The sequence below is a fragment of the Bathymodiolus japonicus methanotrophic gill symbiont genome (assembly GCF_019721995.1).
Lineage (GTDB): Bacteria > Pseudomonadota > Gammaproteobacteria > Methylococcales > Methylomonadaceae > Methyloprofundus.
Map to the genome: position 1 here is coordinate 1 of NZ_BLYC01000047.1, position 22,651 is coordinate 22,651.

Sequence of the window (22,651 nt, forward strand, 5' to 3'; positions counted from 1 at the left end):
TTTTTATTGGTTCTCATACATATAATAAAAACATTGAACACAATATAACCCATGCTTAAATAAATTACAATACCTTTAATAAATACATAAAAAAAATAACATGTATTAATACACACAAAAACACTATAAATATATTTTATATTAAAACAAGTACAACCAGTACTTATTGTACTAAGAGGACTACGCTTTTTGATAATTATTGCGACAGAACCGCAAGAACACCTATTAAACACATAAATAGCAAGGTTTTACCTGTTTATCTTTCCCACTCAAAATGCTAATGATTTTTTAGCTCTTTCGAGAGAGAATAAACAGAATAATCGAGTTTTTAAGCCCCTTTTACCTCCGCCCTGCCCCTGCGCTATAGAATATATATAAATATATCCCCCTGTACAGCTACGCAGCATATTTGCACTATAAAATTCAATTCCCGCAGGTGAGACGGTATAAACCCGCGACTTCTACTTTATACAAATATGATCTTACTGACTACCTCTACATACCCTTGATCGGTAGCTCTGTCCTGACCTATTCCAATATCATCTAATCCAAAATAGGGGCTGGGCTTGAAAGAAGAGAAGAAAAACCAGAATTGCTTACAAATGAGAAGATAATTAAGATATAATTAACGTTCGTTTGATTGCAAGAGTCTGTTTCTTACTTTCAAGCCGTAATAAGTGTTTCTATCACTTATTACAACCTTTAAAAACCTCTACATACAATGTGTGTGGAGGTTTTTTTATGCCTTAAATACTACCTTTATTGGCTAATAATGGAATAGGTAGCGTTGTTTTTTATAAACAGTGCCTTTCAGTATCCGTGTCATTAACCTAAAACAAAATCATAAATTAACTAATAAATACAATTAGTTAAACTGATTTATTGGGCGGTAATTGATTTTTTTCCTTTCGTTTTATTCCTAAAATAACGATAATTATCCTCGAATTCTTTGCACTCATGGCCGTTATTTTTTCTTTTTCGATAAAAAGGCTAGAGAGTATTAAAAGCTAGTCGATCAGATTCCGACAAATCCATGGCTGTCTGCGATGGATAGTGAACCAAAATCAGACCACTAATGCCACGAGAAGAGCCTCTTCTTCGCCCTTAGATTATAAATATAATTGTTTGCGTGTAAATGTTTATAGGTCGTACATGATGATGTTCTTAAGGCCTGTGTATCAAGAGGTACACGGCATTAACAACAATAGAAATGGTTGTACACAAAAGGATAGTTGAAAACCATCATATCACCTTAATTCATATCAATGTGTCATATTTAAATTATAGACTTTGATATGGATGTGTACGATAACTCCCATATATACGGTTCTGTCGCAAAAAAACCGAATGCCACTATTATAAGGCTTAATCTCATCCAAATAAGATTCACATGTTCAGTTTAAAATGGCGGTATTTCTTAAGGACTTATTAACCTGTATGCCAGGTGGCATATGACTTTACAACTTATCTGCCGAAATTTTAACGATAGGATGATCGGTGTTTTATTCTGTATGAAATATTATTCATTAGCCTCATAAAACTAAGATATAGTCGGTTTTTACACTTTTTGCGACAGAACCCCGCTAAAGATACCAATATGAAAATCATAATCAAGCTCGATAGAAAAACCACTTGATACAATGGGGGTTAAAATTATTAGATCGTACTTCTTACCAAATACATTAGGTGATTTTAGGTACGCTGATTGTTCTTTATTATGCTGATTTTCCTGATGAATTAACAATGCTTTATAGCCTTCTGGCGCCAAGCTATTAGCATCTTTAAACGCAGTTTTAGCGGTTGCTACTCCGTCACACTGGAATATACCGCGATCACCCTTTTTAACGTGATTAAGAAATTCACTTTTAGCTATTTTTCGTGTTGTGTGTTCTATTTTAGTTGTGGGTTTACGTTCGTCTCCTTTGATATGAAACATTGGGCGGTTTAAGCTGTTCAGTATATCCATAGTACGGTCGTTCATATCAGCATCAGCAACATACACCACAGGAATGTTTTTTATAATATCCATTAAAAGGTCGAACCCCTCTGATCTATTGTCAAAAGTTCCTAATGTAATATGCTCAATAATTTGCTTAAATTCATCAAGTACAATGCACTCACACTGACGAAAGAAGTTTAATAAATGTTTACGTTGTAACGCGCTATTAATGCAGGCGGCTAAGTCTTGTATAAGGTCATAGGGTGAAATATCATTGTAATGTTCTATCTCGAGTCGTTCAGCTGTTGCTGTAATAATGGACCGTCTATGTGCTGTATATCCGAATGTTTTATTATGCGTTTTCAGGTATTTTAATAGTTCTGCAGTGAACAGTGTTTTACCTGACCCCATTGGCCTAGAATCAATATAAATACCTTTACTTGTTGAAAGTATTTCTGCAGCATTAGGCTGATTAATATCGAATTCAGGCAAGTTATAGTCCACTATTGTGTGAAACTTTCGTGTGTCCTCATCTTTTCTTTTTAGTAGTGTATTTAGCCAGTTACTATTACTTTTAGATAGCTTTCCTACGCGCCTCTCTAGTGTATCAATAGTGAAGTTATAAGGGGTTTTTGGGTGTTCTAGTACTGACCTTGCCATGATTGAATTGATCGCGTTGTCTGGTGCTGGCAGAGGGATGCGATCAATATTTTGAATCAATGTTAATTTATCATTAAACACCCATGGTTCTTGTGGTTTTGCGATGTTTAGCTGACCAGCAACATCACCGCCCAATAACTGTAGGTCGTTAAAATCAGTTGGCTTGCTTGATAGGTCTTTGAATACTGGTAATGCAATTGAACAAGTGTGTTTCGCCGCGGCTTCTGTTGCTTTAACCAATCCTGTATTGACCTCGCCAAACTGGTCATTATCCGCACAAATAACGAATTTATTATCAGGGTATTTTTTTCTAAACTCAGCAATAACGGGGGATAGGTTTCCTGCGTTAAAACAAACCACAGTGGCCTGATTGATGGCTTGGTGAGCGGTTGCGGCTGTTGAATACCCTTCTGCAAAGTGGATTGCTCCATTTGGGTTAATTTTACCTAATAGATGAAAGCCACCTTTTATTTTAGCTCCAGTTGTAAAGCGTTTGCTGCCATCGTTGAAAATCTTTTGAATGCCGCGAAGATCGTTATCTATACCGTGAATAGGTACTGCGATGAATCTACGGCCATACTTAACGCCAATCCCCTCTACTTGCTTATTCACCAAATAATCACTATTACCTGTATTAGATAGTTTATTAAACTCATCTTTAGCGGCGATAGCTGCATTAGCGTGCATTTTGGCTTTTTCTGCATCGACGAGCTTTTGATTAGCCGTTAAGGCTTGTTGGTATTTTTCTTTATCATATTTTGTTAGCCCGGTGTTTTTTGAATAGCTGTTGAAGGTATGATTAACTCCCTCTCGAAAATCGCCATAGGTAGCTAATATGATGGTTTGATTGTTTGATATTGTGATTTCCTGACCAACATACCACCCTGATTTTTTCTTTGGGGTACGGCCTAGTATTGGTGCATTCCTGAACTTACCGTCAAGAATGACGATATCAAGAACTAGCCCGTAATTAAGCAGTGAATCAAGGCAGGCATTGCGGTGTTTATTGATGTCATCATAAGCATTATAAAGACTGTGGATGTTTTGCTTACTTGGTGATAAACGTAGGTTTGATTTGTTTTTGAAGTTTGCCATGTTATTCCTGACAAAACAATTTTTAGTCCTAATCTATCCATAAAGGTCTATACAAGATAGAATTTAACTTCTAATTGATTTATTTATCACTTAATTAGAAGTTAATGGCTAATTAGTTCTACTAATTGTCCTGTTTGTTTAAAATGTATCTTTAAGAGAAACCGCCAAGCATCAGTTAAAGGTATGTAGAATTAAAAAGATTAAAAAAAACATCGATTTATTAATTTAAATCGGTGTTTTTTTTGCATTTAAAATAGTTGATTTAATTGTAACCAATCAATATTACTCACATGATACCATCGTAAGTCAACATGATTTAACACAATTAACATATCAGTCGTTATTTTAATTTCACAACATATATATCCGTTAGTTATCAATAGCTTGATACTCGATGTTCAAGTTTTTTAACTGATTGATTTTATTGATAATTTTACTGACAAAGAAAGCATCAACATCATTGTAAATCAATCACTTATAAAACAAAGCCGGAAAAATTTACTTTTCTTAGCCCAGTTATAGCTGAAAACTTGAACATCGAGTGATAAATAATAAAACTTAACTCTAACGAAATAAGTTTGTTTTTGCGCTCTTGCTAACCATGGATTTGCATGATATTCCCATATTTAATTATGAAAAAATACAAACTAATATTACTTGTTCTATTCATCGCATCCTTACCATTGGTTTTAACGAGTTACACCTCAGTCTCAGCAAACAACACAAAGACAACGGATAAGATGGGAGCTAAACCACAAGATCCTGATTTCATAACTGACCTCAGGATAAAAGCGGAAGAAGGGAGTGCTGCATCACAATACAATCTAGGGATAATGTATCACGAAGGCCGCGGTGTTATTAAAGATTACAAACAGGCAGCCAAGTGGTATGCCAAGTCAGCAGAGCAAGGGGTTGCTCAGGCACAATCCAATCTAGGGAGTATGTATCACGAAGGCCGCGGTGTTATTAAAGATTACAAACAGGCAGTCAAGTGGTATGCCAAGTCAGCAGAGCAAGGGGTTGCTCAGGCACAATCCAATCTAGGGAGTATGTATCACGAAGGCCGCGGTGTTATTAAAGATTACAAACAGGCAGTCAAGTGGTTTACAAAGTCAGCAGAGCAAGGGTATTCATCTGCACAATTCAATCTAGGGGTAATGTATGCGAATGGCCGCGGTGTTATTAAAGATTACAAACAGGCAGTCAAGTGGTATGCCAAGTCAGCAGAGCAAGGGTATTCATCTGCACAATTCAATCTAGGGGTAATGTATGCCGAAGGCGAAGGCGTTATTAAAGATTACAAACAGGCAGTCAAGTGGTATGCCAAGTCAGCAGAGCAAGGGTATTCATCTGCACAATTCAATCTAGGGGTAATGTATGCCGAAGGCGAAGGCGTTATTAAAGATTACAAACAGGCAGTCAAGTGGTTTACAAAGTCAGCAGAGCAAGGGGATTCATCTGCACAACACAATCTAGGGGTAATGTATTCGAATGGCCTCGGTGTTATTAAAGATTATAGGCAAGCATATATGTACGCTAATGTTTCATCATACAATGGTAGTAAAGGAGCAATTAAACTTAGGGAGCTTATGGAAAAAAAATTAACAGCAGAGCAAATAAATGAGGCACAAGAATTATCTCGAGAGTGGATTAAAAGCCATAAATAACAACTTTTTTAATCTTCCTCACAACTTACGCCTCATAACATATAACTCGATGTTCAAGTTTTCAGCTATAACTGGGCTAAGAAAAGTAAATTTTTCCGGCTTTGTTTTATAAGTGATTGATTTACAATGATGTTGATGCTTTCTTTGTCAGTAAAATTATCAATAAAATCAATCAGTTAAAAAACTTGAACATCGAGTATAAGACATAAAATAATACACCGTAAGGACGCATTGGTCTTTCGACGAATTGGCGCGGCGTGGTTGTTTCTTCAGCTCTTTTTTAGTACAGGACTGCCTTATCTAGAATATTGACCGATAGAGGAGCGGCTGGAGGGGTTTCTGCAATAGCTGGAATAGCGAGTGATGACTGGTTAATATTTTGAGCTTTATTTTTTATTGATATTTCCATAAAATGACTTACCGTTTGTAACGGTTTCATCATGGTAAAACGTTTTAATATAACCTGGCCCGTGATAAGATAATTACTCAAAAGGACTGGTATTGTCTTTTTGTTTTACCAATGATGAAATGATATTTCAAAGTCCATGTGAAAGGTCTGAACCCTTTGCGCATGGTGCAAGAATGCCCTTTGAACTGAAAGCATCAAGGGGCATTTTTTTCATTATCTCATACTCCATACAAGCACACCCGGACTACCTCTCTAGCCATACCTCAGAAATCTCTAAACAATACTTTTTATCCCTTTTTTACGCCTACAAACCAACACAAAAAAAACAACAGTTTGACCCGCATTCTAATTACAAAAAATGTTTTATCAATTAGGATTTATAACCTCTCACTCGAAATAGCTAAAAAAATCGTTAGCATTTTGAGTGGGAAAGATAAACAGGTAAAACCTTACAACCTATGTGTTTAATGGGTGTTCTTGCCCACACTTGCTCTTCGCGTCTGGGCTTCTTTCTTATCTTTTTATTCTTACAAATTATCATTGCTTATTATTGATGCGCGGAGCGCGGTTTAAGAGAAACCATATTGCTGTGCTTGATAGTGATTGTGGGGAATGTGTTGGCTAGTGTTGGTAAGGTGTGGGTAACGTCTTTTCGTTACCCATGCTTTATCAATACGCCCCGTAGGGAGTCAATATATTCCCCACATGAACGGGTATATCGCAAAATTTGAAAAATGCGACTTGTGGGCGTTACAGGGGCTAAACTTACTTGTATGCGAACGTGAAAAACAAAAATAGGACGATTAACTATGGTGATCAACTATAAAGATCGAAAGACTATATCTGGCGAGGATGAAGAAGCCATTGACGAGTTCTTAGCAGGTAAAGAAAGATGGAACGCTTATGTTGAAAAACATGGTGATGATACGGAGGTGGATTTTTCAGGTGTCGATTTTTCAACGCATAGGAAAGGAAAAGGGGGATTTAACTTCTCAGGGTATCTGTTTCCAAAGAAAGGTAACGTTAACTTTAAGGGGGTGAAGTTTGGGGAAGGATACGTGGATTTCAGCGGCGCCCAGTTCGGCGAAGGAAATGTGGATTTTAGGATTGCCAATTTCGGCAAGGGTGATGTGTATTTTGGTAATGTTAATTTTGGCGATGGCGATGTGAATTTCTTTAAGGCCAAATTCTTGGGCAAAGGGATTGTGAATTTCTTTAAGGCCAAATTCTTGGGCAAAGGGAGTGTGTCATTTAATGAGGCCGAGTTTGGAGAGTGCTCTGTAGAATTCAATAGTGTCCAGTTTGGCGATGGCGATATATGCTTTTTTGAGGCTAAGTTTGGCAAAGGCGCTGTGAAATTTAATCGCGCGCAGTTCGGAGATGGCTATGTGGAATTCAATGGAGCGCAGTTCGGAGATGGCGATGTGGAATTCAGTCACGCTAAGTTCGGCAATGGCGATCTTGAATTCAAGGGGGCTAAGTTCGGTAATGGGACACTAAATTTTGAGCACTGTGAATTTAAAGGGTATGTCTCGTTTCAGTCAATGACTGAAACAAAGACATTGTCAAAATTCTCTTTACGTCATAGCAGTTTTGATAAATCTTTGGATATTTCAGACAATACATTTAACTGCATACCGGATTTAACCAATACAAAGTTAACCAATCAAGTGTCTCTAGATAGGATGGAAATATCGGATAATTATCCTCCGAAGGGTGATTTTGATAAAAGTGATGGAGAACGTTTATGTCGCCTAAAAGAACTTGCAGAGGCTAATAAAAGCTACCAACAGGCACTGGGTTTTCATGTTATCGAAATGCGAGCCAAACGCGATATCAGAATGCGAGACAAACAGGATAAGATTAAGAATCAGAATACTAAGCGTAAAAAACTTCGTATATGTTTAGGTGAAATACTTCATAGATATTTGGACAAATTTTTTGATGTAGTATGTATCTATGGTCAGAGTATTATACGTCCAGCGCTCTATCTTCTTGGACTAACTTTTCTCTGTGCGTTTATTTATGCTTATGAGTCTAGCTTAGATTATTTTCCTTTCTGTTATGGGCTCTTGTATTCTGTATCTCAGGTATTTTCATTTGTCCCTGCCGGACGTAGCGTCACAATTGGTATTCTTGATAAGTTATTTCCATGCGAACCACAACAAATACCGGACGTGATCTATTCATTAAGCCTTATTCAAGGCGTGCTGTCTTTTTTGTTTTTGTTTTTAATAGGCTTAGGATTTCGTAACCGTTTCCGACTCTGAATACGGATTTTTATCAGAGGTAGAGACAACATGAACCTCTCCTATATCAAGAGAAGGCGTCTGGATAATCGCCTATTCGCTGCGTAGGTGAACGAATTACGGCGAAGGAGTCCTGGGATTTCGTGAAGTAGCATGGAGGGATGTCACCTTTTCATTTGGTTATACAAATTACAAACGTTCGTTTATAGTTTGTATATGTAAGTAAAAACAGGGAGATGCCCTGGTCCGCCCCGCGTCCGCCTCAACTACGCAACAAAAACCTGCTCCGTTAAGGCTCCCACACATGGATTGACGGCTATTCGGAATGCAATTCTTGCTCCTCTCGCGTGCTGCTAGCACACGTCCGCTGTCAGCCCCGGACGGGCTGATAGTCTCCAGAAGGCGCAGGGAAATTTGCCAATCCGAAGTGCGCGATAGCGCGCGAGGGAGGCTAAAATTTTATCCCGAATAGCCGTAGAGCCATTTGTGGTAGCCATGACTGAGCTGCTTTGTGCTCAGTCTGTGGCGGACGCAGGGCGGCTGGAGCATCTCCTATTCGCTGCGTAGGTGAACGAATTACGGCGACAGGAGTCCCGGAATTTCGTGAGGTAGCATGGCGCGCCTGGAATCAGCGAATTGCCCTGTCACCTACCAGGACTAAAAATCATCACTCCGCTTAGGCTCCGTTTCCCTGATTTTCAGCGTTTGAGACGGACTCATAAATACCTCTGGAGTTAATTGGAGGTATTATCTTGCCCTTTTTTAAGGGGTTTATAATGTGTGGTTTAATTGAAGCTTACTTGGGCTGGGATGCCCAAAACAAGATTTCGAAAAAAATAGCGACTCCCCGCATCCAGTATAGAAAAACAAAAAAATGCCAGAAAGAAAGAAGCAACATTACATTTCTGTGTTTTATCTTCATCGCTTTACAATTGAAAGGTATAGCACCCCAAAGAGTCAAGACAGATTTTTCAACAATCCTTATTCCATATTCCTAAGCCGCTTCATTCTGCTGTTCATTAGCTAAAATACTTTCTCTATATACATTCATTGGTTTTTTATAGTCCAGGGTTTCATGAAACCGTTGATGATTATAAAACTCAATATAGTCATCAACATCTTCTATTAACGCTCTAATTGAACCATATTCATTTAAATAAATACGCTCACATTTTGCACTTCGCCAAAACCGTTCAATACAAATATTATCCGTTGCTCGTCCTTTTCCATCCATAGAAATAGTAATGCCTTTGTTTTTTAGTCGTTGGGTATGAATTTCACTGGTGTATTGACTGCCTTGATCCGTATTAAAAATTTCAGGTGTTCCGTAGAGAGAAAGCGCTTCATCTAATACATCCATAACTAAAAAAGAATCCATTGTGTTTGATATTTTATGGGCGAGCACTGCTTTTGAGTGCCAATCAATAATCGCCGCTAAATAAACCATCCCTTCTTTGGTTTTAATATAGGTTATATCTGTACTCCAAACTTGGTTAGCGTGTGATATATCAAGATCTCTAAGCTTATAAGTATATTTTTTATGTTCTTTTATGGGGATCGTTGTATTGACTTGTTTTACCGCTAATACGGCTTTCAAGCCCATCTGCTGCCGATAACTCGCCACCGTGTTTAAACTGACTTTAAAACCACCTTCAAGCAACTGCTGGTGTACTTTAGCCGCACCATAAATAGGGATGTCTTTAAAAATGTGATTAATCTGAGTTTTGATCTCTTCTTTCTTTTTATTCTCTCTTTTTTTGTAATAGAGATTGCTTCTATTTAATCCTAATAATGCACACTGCTGTGTTAGAGGTAGAGTGTTAAGCTTGGGCTCAATCAACTGTTTTCTATCAGATGAGTCCAAGCTTTTTAGCTTTTTTTCGAGCCACTCCTTTTCAACCGTCATTTTTCCTACGATTTTTGTGAGCATCTCATTTTGTTCTTGAGCTGCTAATAGATCCTCTTTGTAATCTTTAACGGCTTTGGAGGGCTCCATTGCTATTTCTGCATTGTCTAAGAATATTTTTTTCCAGTTTTGTAGGTTCTTAGGTGTGATGTTATTTGCACTGGCAATTTCTTGCAGTGTTTTTTCATTCTTTAAAACTTCTAATACCAACTTGCTTTTAAATTCAGCACTGTAGACCGTTCTTTTTCTGCTCATTTTAATACTCCAATTTTTTACAAATAGTAACTAATTTGGAATAAGATTGCTTTGATTTCTTGTCTGGATTTGCTGGGGGATTATAGATGTGATTCTTGAAAAAATTATAGAATTCATGATTTGGCAGATTAGACGGAACCCAGAACTTGTAGAGACAGTTCGTAAGAAAACTAAAGAAATATTCAAGGAAGTAGAAGGTGTGATAGCAGACAAAGAGGCATTAAGCGTGATCGGACGTTTAGGGTCGAATCAAGAATGCGATGTTGCACCTATATTAGGTGCAAAGAATCAAGTAATTTTTTTTACAAAAAGTACTAAATTTATAACTACTGACACACCATTTGTACGATTTAATCCATCCGGGCTTGAAGATATTAGGGAGGAAGCCACAGAAATATATTTTCCATTAGCATCAAACATGCTTCTAGTTCTTTACGGTAAAGGGAATAAAAAAAACTTCCATTTATTGAATGACCGAAAATTCATTAAGGAAATCAATATCTATATGGCGAAAAAAGCTAGAAACCATGTTTTTGGGTCTACTAAAGAACATCTTGAGAGTATTGTTGGTTGTATTCTTTAAGCTATTACTTTCCTGAAAGCCATATAGAACCTGGTTATTCCAATACCTTCGCCAAAATAAAAATACACTCATTTTTATGAATTTTACATCCTATCATCTTATGCCTAGCAGGGTTGGGGATGGCTGGGGTTTATAGAGATATGCAGCCCCCCCCCCACAAAATGGACGTTAAAACCCGCGTTAAAAGCATATTTCAGGATTTACCCTTATTAACCCACAACTTACCGAAGATCCAACCACACTGCTCAAGATAGAAGTCAACAATATAGCGGTATAGCTGCTAGCACACGTCGAATCAGCGAATTGCCCTGTCGCCTATCAGGGACTAAAAATCACCACTTCGCTAAGCTCCGTTTCCAGGATTTTAAGCGGTAGATATTATTTCAGTAAACGGCACTGGAAACGTAATCTTGGCATGTGTGGGCAAAAGGCTTTGAAATGCTCGTAGGGCGCATTGTGCACATTTTGCGTTATACCGTTCATGTGGAGAATGTATTGACTCCCTACGGGGCGTATTGATAAAGCATGGATAACGAAAAGACGTTACCCACACCTTACCAACACTAGCCAACACATTCTCCACAATCACTATCAAGCACAGCAATATGGTTTCTCTTAAACCGCGCTCCGCGCATCAATAATAAACAATGATAATTTGTAAGGATAAAAGAAAGCATGGAAAGAATAAGCGTGCAGGGCTACATCTTGCATAGACATCACAAAGAGTAAGGTTTTACCTGTTTATCTTTCCCACTCAAAATGCTAATGATTTTTTAGCTCTTTCGAGAGAGAATAAACAGAATAATCGAGTTTTTAAGCCCCTTTTACCTCCGCCCTGCCCCTGCGCTATAGAATATATATAAATATATCCCCCTGTACAGCTACGCAGCATATTTGCACTATAAAATTCAATTCCCGCAGGTGAGACGGTATAAACCCGCGACTTCTACTTTATACAAATATGATCTTACTGACTACCTCTACATACCCTTGATCGGTAGCTCTGTCCTGACCTATTCCAATATCATCTAATCCAAAATAGGGGCTGGGCTTGAAAGAAGAGAAGAAAAACCAGAATTGCTTACAAATGAGAAGATAATTAAGATATAATTAACGTTCGTTTGATTGCAAGAGTCTGTTTCTTACTTTCAAGCCGTAATAAGTGTTTCTATCACTTATTACAACCTTTAAAAACCTCTACATACAATGTGTGTGGAGGTTTTTTTATGCCTTAAATACTACCTTTATTGGCTAATAATGGAATAGGTAGCGTTGTTTTTTATAAACAGTGCCTTTCAGTATCCGTGTCATTAACCTAAAACAAAATCATAAATTAACTAATAAATACAATTAGTTAAACTGATTTATTGGGCGGTAATTGATTTTTTTCCTTTCGTTTTATTCCTAAAATAACGATAATTATCCTCGAATTCTTTGCACTCATGGCCGTTATTTTTTCTTTTTCGATAAAAAGGCTAGAGAGTATTAAAAGCTAGTCGATCAGATTCCGACAAATCCATGGCTGTCTGCGATGGATAGTAAACATACAATACATATTTTTCAAGCCTTAAAGCGCCTACAAGCCCTATAGATGGGTAAAGTTTGCACAGGACTCAACCACAGTAGCGATGCTATTTACTCGGCCTTCTAGCGCATCTACGCCCTTTATAATACTTATCTTTCTTAGCCATATTTTAATAGGAATATCACAATGACAAGTACGCAACAACGTAGCGAACTACAAAGCCAAATTTGGAAAATTGCGAATGAGGTTCGTGGGATCAGTCGATGGTTGGGATTTTAAGCAGTACGTATTAGGTGCTTTGTTCTATCGGTTTATAAGTGAAAACTTTGCCAGCTACATTGAAGCTGGTGATGGTAGTGTTCATTACGATGCTTTTTCCGATGATGATACACTCATTGCAGCAATCAAAGACGATGCAATTAAAACCAAAGGGTATTTCATCTACCCCAGCCAACTGTTTACCAACATAGCCGATAATGCCAATACTAACGATAACCTAAACACCGATTTAGCCACGATATTTTCCGCTATTGAAAGTTCAGCCAATAGCTACCCTTCTGAACCTGACATCAAAGGCTTGTTCGCTGATTTTGACACGACCAGTAATCGTTTGGGTAATACTGTTGCCGATAAGAACAGTCGCTTAGCTGCCGTACTGAATGGTGTTAAGGGGCTAGGGTTTGGTAAGTTCCAAGACAACCAAATAGATTTATTTGGCGATGCCTACGAATTTTTAATTTCTAACTATGCCGCTAATGCAGGTAAATCAGGGGGTGAATTTTTCACGCCACAATGCGTGGCCAAGTTGATTGCTCAACTGGCGATGCACAAGCAAACAACGGTCAATAAAATTTATGACCCTGCCGCAGGTTCTGGATCCTTATTATTACAAGCAAAAAAACACTTTGATGCGCATATTATTGAAGACGGTTTTTTTGGTCAAGAAATAAACCACACCACCTATAACCTAGCGCGTATGAATATGTTCTTGCACAACATTAACTACGACAAGTTTAATATGATGTTGGGTAATACTCTAACTGAGCCGAAATTTAGTGATGACAAACCCTTTGATGCCATTGTCTCTAACCCTCCCTACTCAGTAAAATGGGTTGGCAGCGGAGACCCCACGCTGATTAACGATGAACGTTTTGCGCCTGCAGGCGTATTAGCCCCAAAATCCAAAGCTGATTTTGCTTTTGTATTGCATTCCTTAAATTATTTATCCAGCAAAGGCCGTGCGGCGATTGTTTGCTTTCCGGGGCTTTTTTATCGTGGTGGAGCCGAGCAAAAGATCCGTAAATATCTAGTCGATAACAACTATGTAGAAACCGTTATTTCTTTAGCACCCAACCTGTTTTTTGGCACCACAATTGCGGTTAACATCTTAGTGCTTTCCAAACATAAAACTGAGAACACAACCCAGTTTATTGATGCCAGTGGATTGTTTAAAAAAGAAACCAATACTAATACGCTCACCGAAGAACATATCAAGCAAATTGTAGATTCGTTTGATGATAAAAATAATACCGACTATTTCGCTCAATCGGTAGAACACAATGTTATAGCCGACAATGACTATAATCTATCGGTTAGTGCCTATGTCGAGCCAGAAGACACTCGCGAAAAAATTGATATTACCCAACTGAATGCAGAACTAAAAGACACCGTTACCAAGATCGACACCTTACGAAGAGAAATAGATAAAATCGTCGCGGAGATAGAAGCATGATCGAGATAAAAACAGCGATGGACACAGGCACGCATCCATTGGAGTTTATGGGGAAACTGCTGTGTGAGTGTGATGTGGAGTGGAAAGCGTTGGAGGACATAGCGGAAATTTATGGAGGTCTAAGGGGAAAAAGCAAAAATGATTTTGAAAGTGGTAATGCTCGTTATGTCCCATATAAAAACATTTTCTTTAACATAGATGTTGACTTTGACAGTCTTGAACTTGTCAGTGTCTCCGCTTCCGAAAAACAAAACTCTGTTCAATATGGCGATGTGTTATTCACTGGCTCGTCTGAAAATGCTGAAGAAGCTGGTATGTCGTCAGCAGTTACAATAGAGCAAAAAGACGATGTTTACCTGAATAGTTTTTCGTTCGGAATTAGATTTAATGACGATATTCGTTTTATTCCTGATTTCTCAAAGTACTTATTTCGCAGTAGTTTTATGCGTACAAAAATTTCGAGAACTGCTAACGGAGTGACTCGATTCAACATATCCAAAGCACGTTTTAAAAAAATAAAAATCCCCCTCCCATGTCCTGATACCCCGGGAAGGTCGCTTGCAATACAATCTGAAATCGTTCGCATCTTGGACACATTCACTACGCATACAGCTGAACTTACAGCTGAACTTACAGCTGAACTTACAGCACGGAAAAAACAATACAACTACTATCGCGACAAACTCTTAACCTTTGAAGACGGGGCAGTGGAATGGAAGGCGTTGGGGGAAGTTCTTGTTCGTACTAAAGGCACGAATATCACAGCTGGTCAGATGAAGGCATTACATAAAGATGGTGCCCCTCTAAAGGTTTTTGCTGGAGGCAAGACTATCGCGTTTGTAGATTTCGAAGATATACCTGCAAAAAATATAAACAGGGAGTCTTCAATTATCGTTAAATCTCGCGGCTTTATTGAGTTCGAATATTATGAAAAACCCTTTTCTCATAAAAATGAAATGTGGTCATATTACTCAAAAGATGACGTATCAACATCAAGTATGTATATTACTTCTTGAAATATGATTGATGGCATTTTAGAACAGGCAATGCAAAATCCACGTTGCAAAGATACAGATACTGGAATAATCAAGATCCCCCATCCCACCCCTAGCCGAACAATCCCGGATCGTCATCATTTTAGATAAATTTGATGCCTTAACGCACTCACTCTCTGAAGGCTTGCCACGTGAAATTAAATTGCGCCAACAGCAATATGAATATTATCGCGATTTACTGTTGAGCTTTCCAAAATCTGAAACAACGGTATGACCGATTATAAAGCCATTGCTGAATCAAATAATTTTATCATCTTGGATAAATACACCAAGTGTTCGCAAGTTAATGAATCTTATCAAAGCGAGTCCGATTTAGAGCGTGAATTTATTACGGATTTAAAAAACCAAGGATATGAGTATATTCCCGGTTTAAACAACCCTGAAAAAATGCTGGCGAATGTTCGCAGGCAGTTGCAAACGCTAAATAAAGTACAGTTTTTAGATGAGGAATGGCTGCGCTTTGTTGAGCAATATTTAGATAAGCCTAGTGATAATAGCATTGATAAAACACGTAAAATACATGACGATTTTATCTATGACTTTGTGTTTGATGATGGGAATATCCAAAACATATACCTATTAGATAAAAAAAACATTGCACGCAATAAAGTACAAGTTATTAAGCAGTTCGAACAAGCAGGTACGCAGGCTAATCGCTACGATGTGACGGTTTTGGTCAATGGGCTACCTTTGGTACAAATAGAGCTAAAAAAACGCGGTATCGCTATTCGTGAGGCCTTTAATCAAGTTCACCGTTACAGCAAAGAAAGTTTAAACGCTGACAACTCACTGTTTAAGTATTTACAGATATTCGTGATTTCTAACGGTACAGATAGTCGCTATTTCGCCAATACCACCCAGCGTAATAAAAATAGCTTTGATTTCACCATGAATTGGGCAAAATCAAATAACGAATTGATTAAAGATTTAAAAGATTTCACCGCTACTTTTTTTCAAAAACAGACCTTGTTAAATGTGTTGCTACATTATTCTGTGTTTGATGTGAACGATACCTTGTTAGCGATGCGCCCTTATCAAATTGCTGCGACCGAACGAATTCTTTGGAAAATAAACAGCGCCTATCAAGCGAAAAAATGGGGTACGCCTGATAGTGGTGGCTATATCTGGCATACCACCGGCTCAGGTAAAACCTTAACCAGCTTTAAAGCGGCACGTTTAGCGACTGAGCTGGATTTTATTGATAAAGTATTTTTTGTGGTGGATCGTAAAGATTTAGATTTTCAAACCATGAAAGAATACCAACGTTTTTCACCCGATAGCGTTAATGGTTCAGAGAATACCGCAGGGCTAAAGCGTAACCTTGATAAAGAAGACAATAAAATTATTGTTACCACCATTCAAAAGTTAAACAACTTAATGAAAGGTGAAGGCGACTTGCCTATTTACAGTAAGCAAGTGGTGTTTATTTTTGATGAAGCTCACCGTTCGCAATTCGGTGAAGCACAAAAGAATCTAAAGAAAAAGTTTAAAAAATTCTATCAATTTGGCTTTACTGGTACGCCTATTTTTCCTGAAAATGCCTTGGGAGCAGAAACCACTGGCAATGTATTTGGTCGTGAATTACATTCTTATGTGATTACGGATGCTATTCGTGATGAAAAAGTGTTGAAATTTAAGGTGGATTATAACGATGTACGCCCACAGTTTAAGTCGATTGAAGCGGAACAAGACGAGAAGAAACTCACGGCGGCAGAAAATAAACACGCTTTACTACACCCAAACCGTATTGATGAGATTTCTCAGTACATTTTAAATAACTTCAAACAAAAAACACATCGCCAACAAGCAGGCGGTAAAGGTTTTAATGCGATGTTTGCAGTAAGCAGTGTCGATGCTGCCAAGGTGTACTATGAATCATTTAAAAATTTACAGAAAGAGAGCAATATCCCGCTTAACATTGCCACCATCTTCTCTTTTGCAGCAAATGAAGAACAAAATGCAGTAGGAGGTATTGCTGATGAAGGTTTTGAAATCAGTGCAATGGATAGCAGCGCTAAAGAGTTTTTAAGTGAAGCAATCGCTAATTATAACGCGACCTTTAAAACTAATTATGGCGTTGATAGCAGTGGCTTTCAAAACTATTACCGCGACCTTGCGAAACGGGTAAAGAATCAAGAAATTGATTTGCTGATTGTCGTGGGTATGTTTTTAACCGGTTTTGATGCGCCTACGTTAAACACCTTGTTCGTGGATAAAAATCTTCGCTATCACGGTTTAATACAAGCCTTTTCGCGCACTAACCGTATTTATGATACCACTAAGACCTTTGGAAATATCGTCACCTTCCGCGATTTAGAACAAGCCACTGTGGATGCTATTACCCTCTTTGGTGATAAAAACACTAAAAATGTGGTGCTAGAAAAAAGCTATAAAGAATATATGGAAGGTTTTACCGATGTGGCAACAGGTGATGCACGACGCGGTTATTTAGAGCTGGTGGAGGAATTGGCGCAACGCTTCCCTGATCCTGATGCAATTGTTAAAGAAAAAGATAAGAAAGCGTTTACTACGTTATTTGGTGAATATTTACGCGTTGAAAACATACTGCAAAACTATGATGAATTTTCAGGATTAAAATCCCTGCAAGATTTAGACTCCGATGACCTCAGTGCCGTAGAGACGTTTAAAAACAAGCACCATTTAAGCGATGATGATTTAAGCTCTATGCAAGCTATTAAGGTACCTGCCGAACGCACTATTCAAGATTATCGTTCAACGTATAACGATATTCGCGATTGGTTGCGTCGCGAAAAATCAGCAAACGACCAAGAGAGTTCCAATATTGATTGGGATGATGTGATTTTTGAAGTCGATCTGCTTAAATCGCAAGAGATTAACTTGGATTACATCCTAGAATTGATTTTTGAGCATAATAAGAAAACGAAAGATAAGACTACTTTACTTGAGGAAGCGAGGCGTTTAATTCGCGCCAGCCTTGGTAATCGAGCGAAAGAAAGTTTGGTTGTGGATTTTATTAATCAAACCAATTTAGATAATATCCCCGATAAAGCCAGTATTATTGATGCTTTCTTTACCTTTGCCCAAACTGAACAACAACGTGAAGCAAGAGAATTAATTAGTGCCGAAAGCCTGAATGAAGAAGCGGCTAAGCGCTATATAACAGCATCGTTAAAACGAGAATATGCCAGTGAAAATGGCACTGATCTAAATGCAATTCTGCCTAAAATGAGTCCGCTTAATCCACAATACTTAACTAAGAAACAAAGTGTGTTTCAAAAGATTGCCGACTTTATTGAGAAATTTAAAGGCGTGGGTGGAAAGATTTAATACAGGTATTGTAATGTGGTAACGCAAAGTAATAGCGTCACTCACATGATTAAATAATTTCTGTATTGCAGATACAGGGTATCTACGTCCTATGCTAGATGATACCCTTCATTGTGACACACAATACATCACTTAAATAACTTTGAGAACACCCCTCTAATAACTGGTTTATCTGATGATGTTTCGCTTTGTATCGTATCAATTTTATGTTCAAGTAATGCCATTAATCGAATTTCACGAGCTAGGGAATCTTCTCTAACTTGTTTTATATCCTCCCTAAGCCCATCGACCTGTTTCTCAAGCCATTCTATATGAGACCTCTCAACCTGCACCACTGGCACGGATGTTTTTGTAACCTTTGACGTTGTATTTTGTTTCAGTTCACCGTACACACGGATTAATTCCGCAGTATCAAGAAAACCATCACTATTCCTCGATACCCTACCAGATGAGACATGTCGGTATAAAGTCTGCTTCGATTTTTCGATTAATCGTGAGGCCTCTGTCATTGTTACTAATGCCACTTTATCACCCGTAATTGTTATTCTATAATCCCCCAGCAAATCCAGACAAGAAATCAAAGCAATCTTATTCCAAATTAGTTACTATTTGTAAAAAATTGGAGTATTAAAATGAGCAGAAAAAGAACGGTCTACAGTGCTGAATTTAAAAGCAAGTTGGTATTAGAAGTTTTAAAGAATGAAAAAACACTGCAAGAAATTGCCAGTGCAAATAACATCACACCTAAGAACCTACAAAACTGGAAAAAAATATTCTTAGACAATGCAGAAATAGCAATGGAGCCCTCCAAAGCCGTTAAAGATTACAAAGAGGATCTATTAGCAGCTCAAGAACAAAATGAGATGCTCACAAAAATCGTAGGAAAAATGACGGTTGAAAAGGAGTGGCTCGAAAAAAAGCTAAAAAGCTTGGACTCATCTGATAGAAAACAGTTGATTGAGCCCAAGCTTAACACTCTACCTCTAACACAGCAGTGTGCATTATTAGGATTAAATAGAAGCAATCTCTATTACAAAAAAAGAGAGAATAAAAAGAAAGAAGAGATCAAAACTCAGATTAATCACATTTTTAAAGACATCCCTATTTATGGTGCGGCTAAAGTACACCAGCAGTTGCTTGAAGGTGGTTTTAAAGTCAGTTTAAACACGGTGGCGAGTTATCGGCAGCAGATGGGCTTGAAAGCCGTATTAGCGGTAAAACAAGTCAATACAACGATCCCCATAAAAGAACATAAAAAATATACTTATAAGCTTAGAGATCTTGATATATCACACGCTAACCAAGTTTGGAGTACAGATATAACCTATATTAAAACCAAAGAAGGGATGGTTTATTTAGCGGCGATTATTGATTGGCACTCAAAAGCAGTGCTCGCCCATAAAATATCAAACACAATGGATTCTTTTTTAGTTATGGATGTATTAGATGAAGCGCTTTCTCTCTACGGAACACCTGAAATTTTTAATACGGATCAAGGCAGTCAATACACCAGTGAAATTCATACCCAACGACTAAAAAACAAAGGCATTACTATTTCTATGGATGGAAAAGGACGAGCAACGGATAATATTTGTATTGAACGGTTTTGGCGAAGTGCAAAATGTGAGCGTATTTATTTAAATGAATATGGTTCAATTAGAGCGTTAATAGAAGATGTTGATGACTATATTGAGTTTTATAATCATCAACGGTTTCATGAAACCCTGGACTATAAAAAACCAATGAATGTATATAGAGAAAGTATTTTAGCTAATGAACAGCAGAATGAAGCGGCTTAGGAATATGGAATAAGGATTGTTGAAAAATCTGTCTTGACTCTTTGGGGTGCTATACTTGTTGCAATAAGCCAACTCTTTATTTTGAAATGGTTTACCGTTTAATCTTTGTTTTCTGTAACAGCTATAACAAACCACATACCCACAATTAGTCAATCGCTTATTGGCGGGCATGTATGCCTCTTAAAGACCCACAAAACCCTTAATTGGTGTGTATAGCAGGGGCTAGCTGTTAAAGTGCCTTAAAAGCGATATAAACGCCTTAGCGAAGAGCTGGCTCCCCATGTGTACTGGGCGTTATCCTTTTTAGAGTACTCGGATTCAAGTGTAAAAACACAGGCGCACCATGCTACCTCACGAAATTCCGGGACTCCTGTCGCCGTAATTCGTTCACCTACGCAGCGAACAGGAGATGCTTCAGCCGCCCTGCGTCCGCCACAGACTGAGCACAAAGCAGCTCAGTCATGGCTACCACAAATGGCTCTACGGCTATTCGGGATAAAATTTTAGCCTCCCTCGCGCGCTATCGCGCACTTCGGATTGGCAAATTTCCCTGCGCCTTCTGGAGACTATCAGCCCGTCCGGGGCTGACAGCGTCAGGCGCGTCCAAGATAGAAAATTCCAGATACGATAAAAAAAGTTACTTACCCCCTGGGCGAAGAATAAAAAACAGGTTCATAACCAGGTTTACACAAATACGTATCTTTTGCGACACGAACGAGAAAATGCCATCTAGCACCTTGTAGACTATGTATTTATCTAGGGTAAAGCTGGCAATCCTAGTTCCTCGAGAAATGTATTATGCGTTTTGGTGTGCTGTCAAAACCTTCTCTTCTAAGGATGTTAAATCATTGTGAACTTCTTTTAGGTCGATGTCTAGGCTCTGGCTTTGACCGTACTAACATAACGTGAACAATAATTCGGTTGAAATCATTTATTTTCAATTTCACGCATGTTTCACACCAAAAAAACAAAAGTGAATATCTCGACTTCTTCAGTTTCTGAATTGTATAACATTCGGACTATTTTTTAATATCATTTGGCTCGCCACTTTTACCATCACTCTCATCGTTATGCCGTTTGCACTTTATTCCATATATTCACTGCTGATATAAACCACACATCATCGGCTTTTTGCATTTTTTTTAGGCACCAAATACATACAGACTCCCCAGTTAGAAAAAATAGATTGGCCAGGTCCAACCACTAACAGTACTCTCTCTGATATGGCCGCTGTTAAGTGCTTACGTACGAATGCGGTCTCTTTCTGCACCACCACGAAATACAGCCGTGAGGCATATAATGGCCATCGTGCCCTTCGTCCTTAAAAAGCTAAAGCCATGTAATACAAAAGCAAATCAGCGGCCGATTTTAGGACAACCATGGCTTTTGAAGCGAAAATCTTCGCTTAACGCCTCATTAGGTTCCCAACGGTAACTAAAAGGAGGATTTGCTACGACAGCATCTACCTTTAACTTTTTAGCAGGGTTCATTTCATTAAGAAGGCTCCAATCATTGATCAGTGAATCACCATGATAGATTTCAAATTCAGAATCCTTAACCCCATGCAGCAACATGTTCATACGGGCTAAGTTATACGTCGTAATGTTAGACTCTTGCCCGTATATTTTACCAATACCGTTAGCGCCTAACTTATGGCGTACGTTTAACAATAACGAACCTGAACCACAGGCAAAATCGAGCACCTTATTTAATTTTTTCTTTTTGCCTGTGGTTGGCTCTTGGCTATCAAGGGTGACGATTTCAGACAAGATATTGGATAATTGTTGCGGCGTATAAAACTCACCCGCTTTTTTTCCAGAGCCTGCCGCAAACTCACCAATCAGGTATTCATAGGCATCACCCAATACATCACTATCGGTTGAAAAATCAGCAATGCCTTCTGCAATTTTTGAAATGATATTGCAGAGTTTAGCATTCCGGTCTTCGTGATTTTTACCCAGCTTTTCAGAATTTAAATTAATCTCTGAAAACAAGCCTTGGAAATTATCTCCAAAGGATTCGTTTTCAATGTATTTAAAACCATTCTGTAGGGTAACAAGCAAGTCAGCATCTTGTGTTCTAGCTAACTCTGCGCTGCTGCTCCACAGGTATTCTGACTTAATCACATAATGCACTTTACGGCGCATTTGCTTTTCAAACTCGGCAATATCCTCTGTATTTTTCTCATACCACACAGCCAGGGGGGCACGCTTATCCATTTCTTCAAGCTTAGGATAATCAGCGCCTAATTCTCTGTTGGCTGCAAACTCGTAGTTATCTGACAAATACCGTAAAAACAAAAACGACAACATATAATCCCGAAAGTCATCCGCATTCATTGCGCCACGTAATTGGTCGGCAATACCCCAAAGGGTTCTACCCAGCTCTTTGTGTTGTTCTTCTGTCATGGTTAGGTTGACTCTTCTATGTTTTTATCTGTTTGCTTAGGGAATAGTTCAGGATTAAAC

At 38.3% G+C, this 22,651-nt stretch carries 13 protein-coding genes and 3 pseudogenes; 10 read left to right on the forward strand and 6 right to left on the reverse strand.

The window, feature by feature from the left end:
* Positions 1 to 1,558: 1,558 nt before the first annotated feature.
* Positions 1,559 to 3,694, reverse strand: a complete 2,136-nt coding sequence (locus tag K6984_RS26100) for a toprim domain-containing protein (protein WP_221898070.1) — start codon at positions 3,692 to 3,694, stop codon at positions 1,559 to 1,561.
* A 740-nt stretch (positions 3,695 to 4,434) separates the two neighbouring features.
* Between K6984_RS26100 and K6984_RS26105 the strand changes: the two genes are divergently transcribed.
* Both K6984_RS26105 and K6984_RS26110 read left to right on the forward strand, forming a co-directional pair.
* Positions 4,435 to 5,361, forward strand: a complete 927-nt coding sequence (locus K6984_RS26105) for an SEL1-like repeat protein (RefSeq protein ID WP_230988297.1) — start codon at positions 4,435 to 4,437, stop codon at positions 5,359 to 5,361.
* A gap of 1,218 nt (positions 5,362 to 6,579) precedes the next feature.
* The gene (locus tag K6984_RS26110; protein ID WP_221898071.1) at positions 6,580 to 8,040 is read left to right on the forward strand and encodes a pentapeptide repeat-containing protein; all 1,461 of its coding nucleotides are present in this window, start codon (positions 6,580 to 6,582) and stop codon (positions 8,038 to 8,040) included.
* Positions 8,041 to 8,372: 332 nt separating this feature from the next.
* Here K6984_RS26110 and K6984_RS26115 read toward each other — a convergent pair whose 3' ends face one another.
* The gene (locus tag K6984_RS26115) at positions 8,373 to 8,516 is read right to left on the reverse strand and encodes a hypothetical protein (protein WP_221896175.1); all 144 of its coding nucleotides are present in this window, start codon (positions 8,514 to 8,516) and stop codon (positions 8,373 to 8,375) included.
* Positions 8,517 to 8,528: 12 nt separating this feature from the next.
* Between K6984_RS26115 and K6984_RS26120 the strand changes: the two genes are divergently transcribed.
* Positions 8,529 to 8,699 carry a hypothetical protein gene (locus K6984_RS26120; RefSeq protein ID WP_221898072.1) on the forward strand — a complete coding sequence of 57 codons (171 nt, stop codon included), beginning with the start codon at positions 8,529 to 8,531 and terminating at the stop codon, positions 8,697 to 8,699.
* 314 nt (positions 8,700 to 9,013) lie between these two features.
* Here the strand turns inward: K6984_RS26120 and K6984_RS26125 are convergent, their stop codons facing one another.
* Complete coding sequence (locus tag K6984_RS26125) at positions 9,014 to 10,180, reverse strand: IS3 family transposase (protein WP_087870166.1); 1,167 nt, start codon at positions 10,178 to 10,180, stop codon at positions 9,014 to 9,016.
* Between the two features lie 88 nt (positions 10,181 to 10,268).
* On the opposite strand from K6984_RS26125, the gene K6984_RS26130 reads away from it, so the two are divergent.
* The 5 genes and pseudogenes from K6984_RS26130 (at position 10,269) to K6984_RS26145 (ending at position 18,384) form a co-directional block, all read left to right on the forward strand.
* Positions 10,269 to 10,763, forward strand: coding sequence for a DUF4238 domain-containing protein (locus K6984_RS26130; RefSeq protein ID WP_221898073.1), 495 nt, complete (start codon positions 10,269 to 10,271; stop codon positions 10,761 to 10,763).
* Positions 10,764 to 12,474: 1,711 nt separating this feature from the next.
* Positions 12,475 to 14,020, forward strand: a pseudogene (locus K6984_RS26135) (type I restriction-modification system subunit M).
* Positions 14,017 to 15,036, forward strand: coding sequence for a restriction endonuclease subunit S (locus tag K6984_RS26140; protein ID WP_420831720.1), 1,020 nt, complete (start codon positions 14,017 to 14,019; stop codon positions 15,034 to 15,036). The pseudogene K6984_RS26135 and the gene K6984_RS26140 overlap by 4 nt, the downstream one beginning before the upstream one ends.
* Positions 15,037 to 15,115: 79 nt before the next feature.
* Positions 15,116 to 15,289, forward strand: a pseudogene (locus tag K6984_RS36680) (restriction endonuclease subunit S); the annotation flags it as partial.
* On the forward strand, positions 15,286 to 18,384 hold the full coding sequence (locus K6984_RS26145; RefSeq protein WP_221898074.1) for a type I restriction endonuclease subunit R: 3,099 nt from the start codon (positions 15,286 to 15,288) through the stop codon (positions 18,382 to 18,384). The pseudogene K6984_RS36680 and the gene K6984_RS26145, both read left to right, overlap by 4 nt.
* Positions 18,385 to 18,512: 128 nt before the next feature.
* Here K6984_RS26145 and K6984_RS26150 read toward each other — a convergent pair whose 3' ends face one another.
* Positions 18,513 to 18,965, reverse strand: a complete 453-nt coding sequence (locus tag K6984_RS26150; protein WP_221898075.1) for a hypothetical protein — start codon at positions 18,963 to 18,965, stop codon at positions 18,513 to 18,515.
* Positions 18,966 to 19,016: 51 nt separating this feature from the next.
* On the opposite strand from K6984_RS26150, the gene K6984_RS26155 reads away from it, so the two are divergent.
* The gene (locus tag K6984_RS26155; RefSeq protein WP_087870166.1) at positions 19,017 to 20,183 is read left to right on the forward strand and encodes an IS3 family transposase; all 1,167 of its coding nucleotides are present in this window, start codon (positions 19,017 to 19,019) and stop codon (positions 20,181 to 20,183) included.
* Between the two features lie 239 nt (positions 20,184 to 20,422).
* Here K6984_RS26155 and K6984_RS26160 read toward each other — a convergent pair whose 3' ends face one another.
* Positions 20,423 to 20,632 carry a hypothetical protein gene (locus K6984_RS26160; RefSeq protein WP_221898076.1) on the reverse strand — a complete coding sequence of 70 codons (210 nt, stop codon included), beginning with the start codon at positions 20,630 to 20,632 and terminating at the stop codon, positions 20,423 to 20,425.
* A gap of 12 nt (positions 20,633 to 20,644) precedes the next feature.
* On the opposite strand from K6984_RS26160, the gene K6984_RS26165 reads away from it, so the two are divergent.
* Positions 20,645 to 20,926: a hypothetical protein gene (locus K6984_RS26165; RefSeq protein ID WP_221898077.1), complete on the forward strand. Its 282-nt coding sequence runs from the start codon at positions 20,645 to 20,647 to the stop codon at positions 20,924 to 20,926.
* Between the two features lie 13 nt (positions 20,927 to 20,939).
* Here the strand turns inward: K6984_RS26165 and K6984_RS26170 are convergent.
* A pseudogene (locus tag K6984_RS26170) lies at positions 20,940 to 22,591 on the reverse strand (type I restriction-modification system subunit M).
* Between the last annotated feature and the right edge of the window lie 60 nt (positions 22,592 to 22,651).

Excerpts from the sequence above, each read along its gene's own strand:
- K6984_RS26105 (WP_230988297.1), top strand. The coding sequence starts at position 4,435 with ATGGGAGCTAAACCACAAGATCCTGATTTCATAACTGACCTCAGGATA.
- K6984_RS26125 (WP_087870166.1), bottom strand. The coding sequence starts at position 10,180 with ATGAGCAGAAAAAGAACGGTCTACAGTGCTGAATTTAAAAGCAAGTTG.
- K6984_RS26115 (WP_221896175.1), bottom strand. The coding sequence starts at position 8,516 with ATGGCTACCACAAATGGCTCTACGGCTATTCGGGATAAAATTTTAGCC.
- K6984_RS26110 (WP_221898071.1), top strand. The coding sequence starts at position 6,580 with ATGGTGATCAACTATAAAGATCGAAAGACTATATCTGGCGAGGATGAA.
- K6984_RS26165 (WP_221898077.1), top strand. The coding sequence starts at position 20,645 with ATGGCTACCACAAATGGCTCTACGGCTATTCGGGATAAAATTTTAGCC.
- K6984_RS26100 (WP_221898070.1), bottom strand. The coding sequence starts at position 3,694 with ATGGCAAACTTCAAAAACAAATCAAACCTACGTTTATCACCAAGTAAG.
- K6984_RS26145 (WP_221898074.1), top strand. The coding sequence starts at position 15,286 with ATGACCGATTATAAAGCCATTGCTGAATCAAATAATTTTATCATCTTG.
- K6984_RS26155 (WP_087870166.1), top strand. The coding sequence starts at position 19,017 with ATGAGCAGAAAAAGAACGGTCTACAGTGCTGAATTTAAAAGCAAGTTG.
- K6984_RS26140 (WP_420831720.1), top strand. The coding sequence starts at position 14,017 with ATGATCGAGATAAAAACAGCGATGGACACAGGCACGCATCCATTGGAG.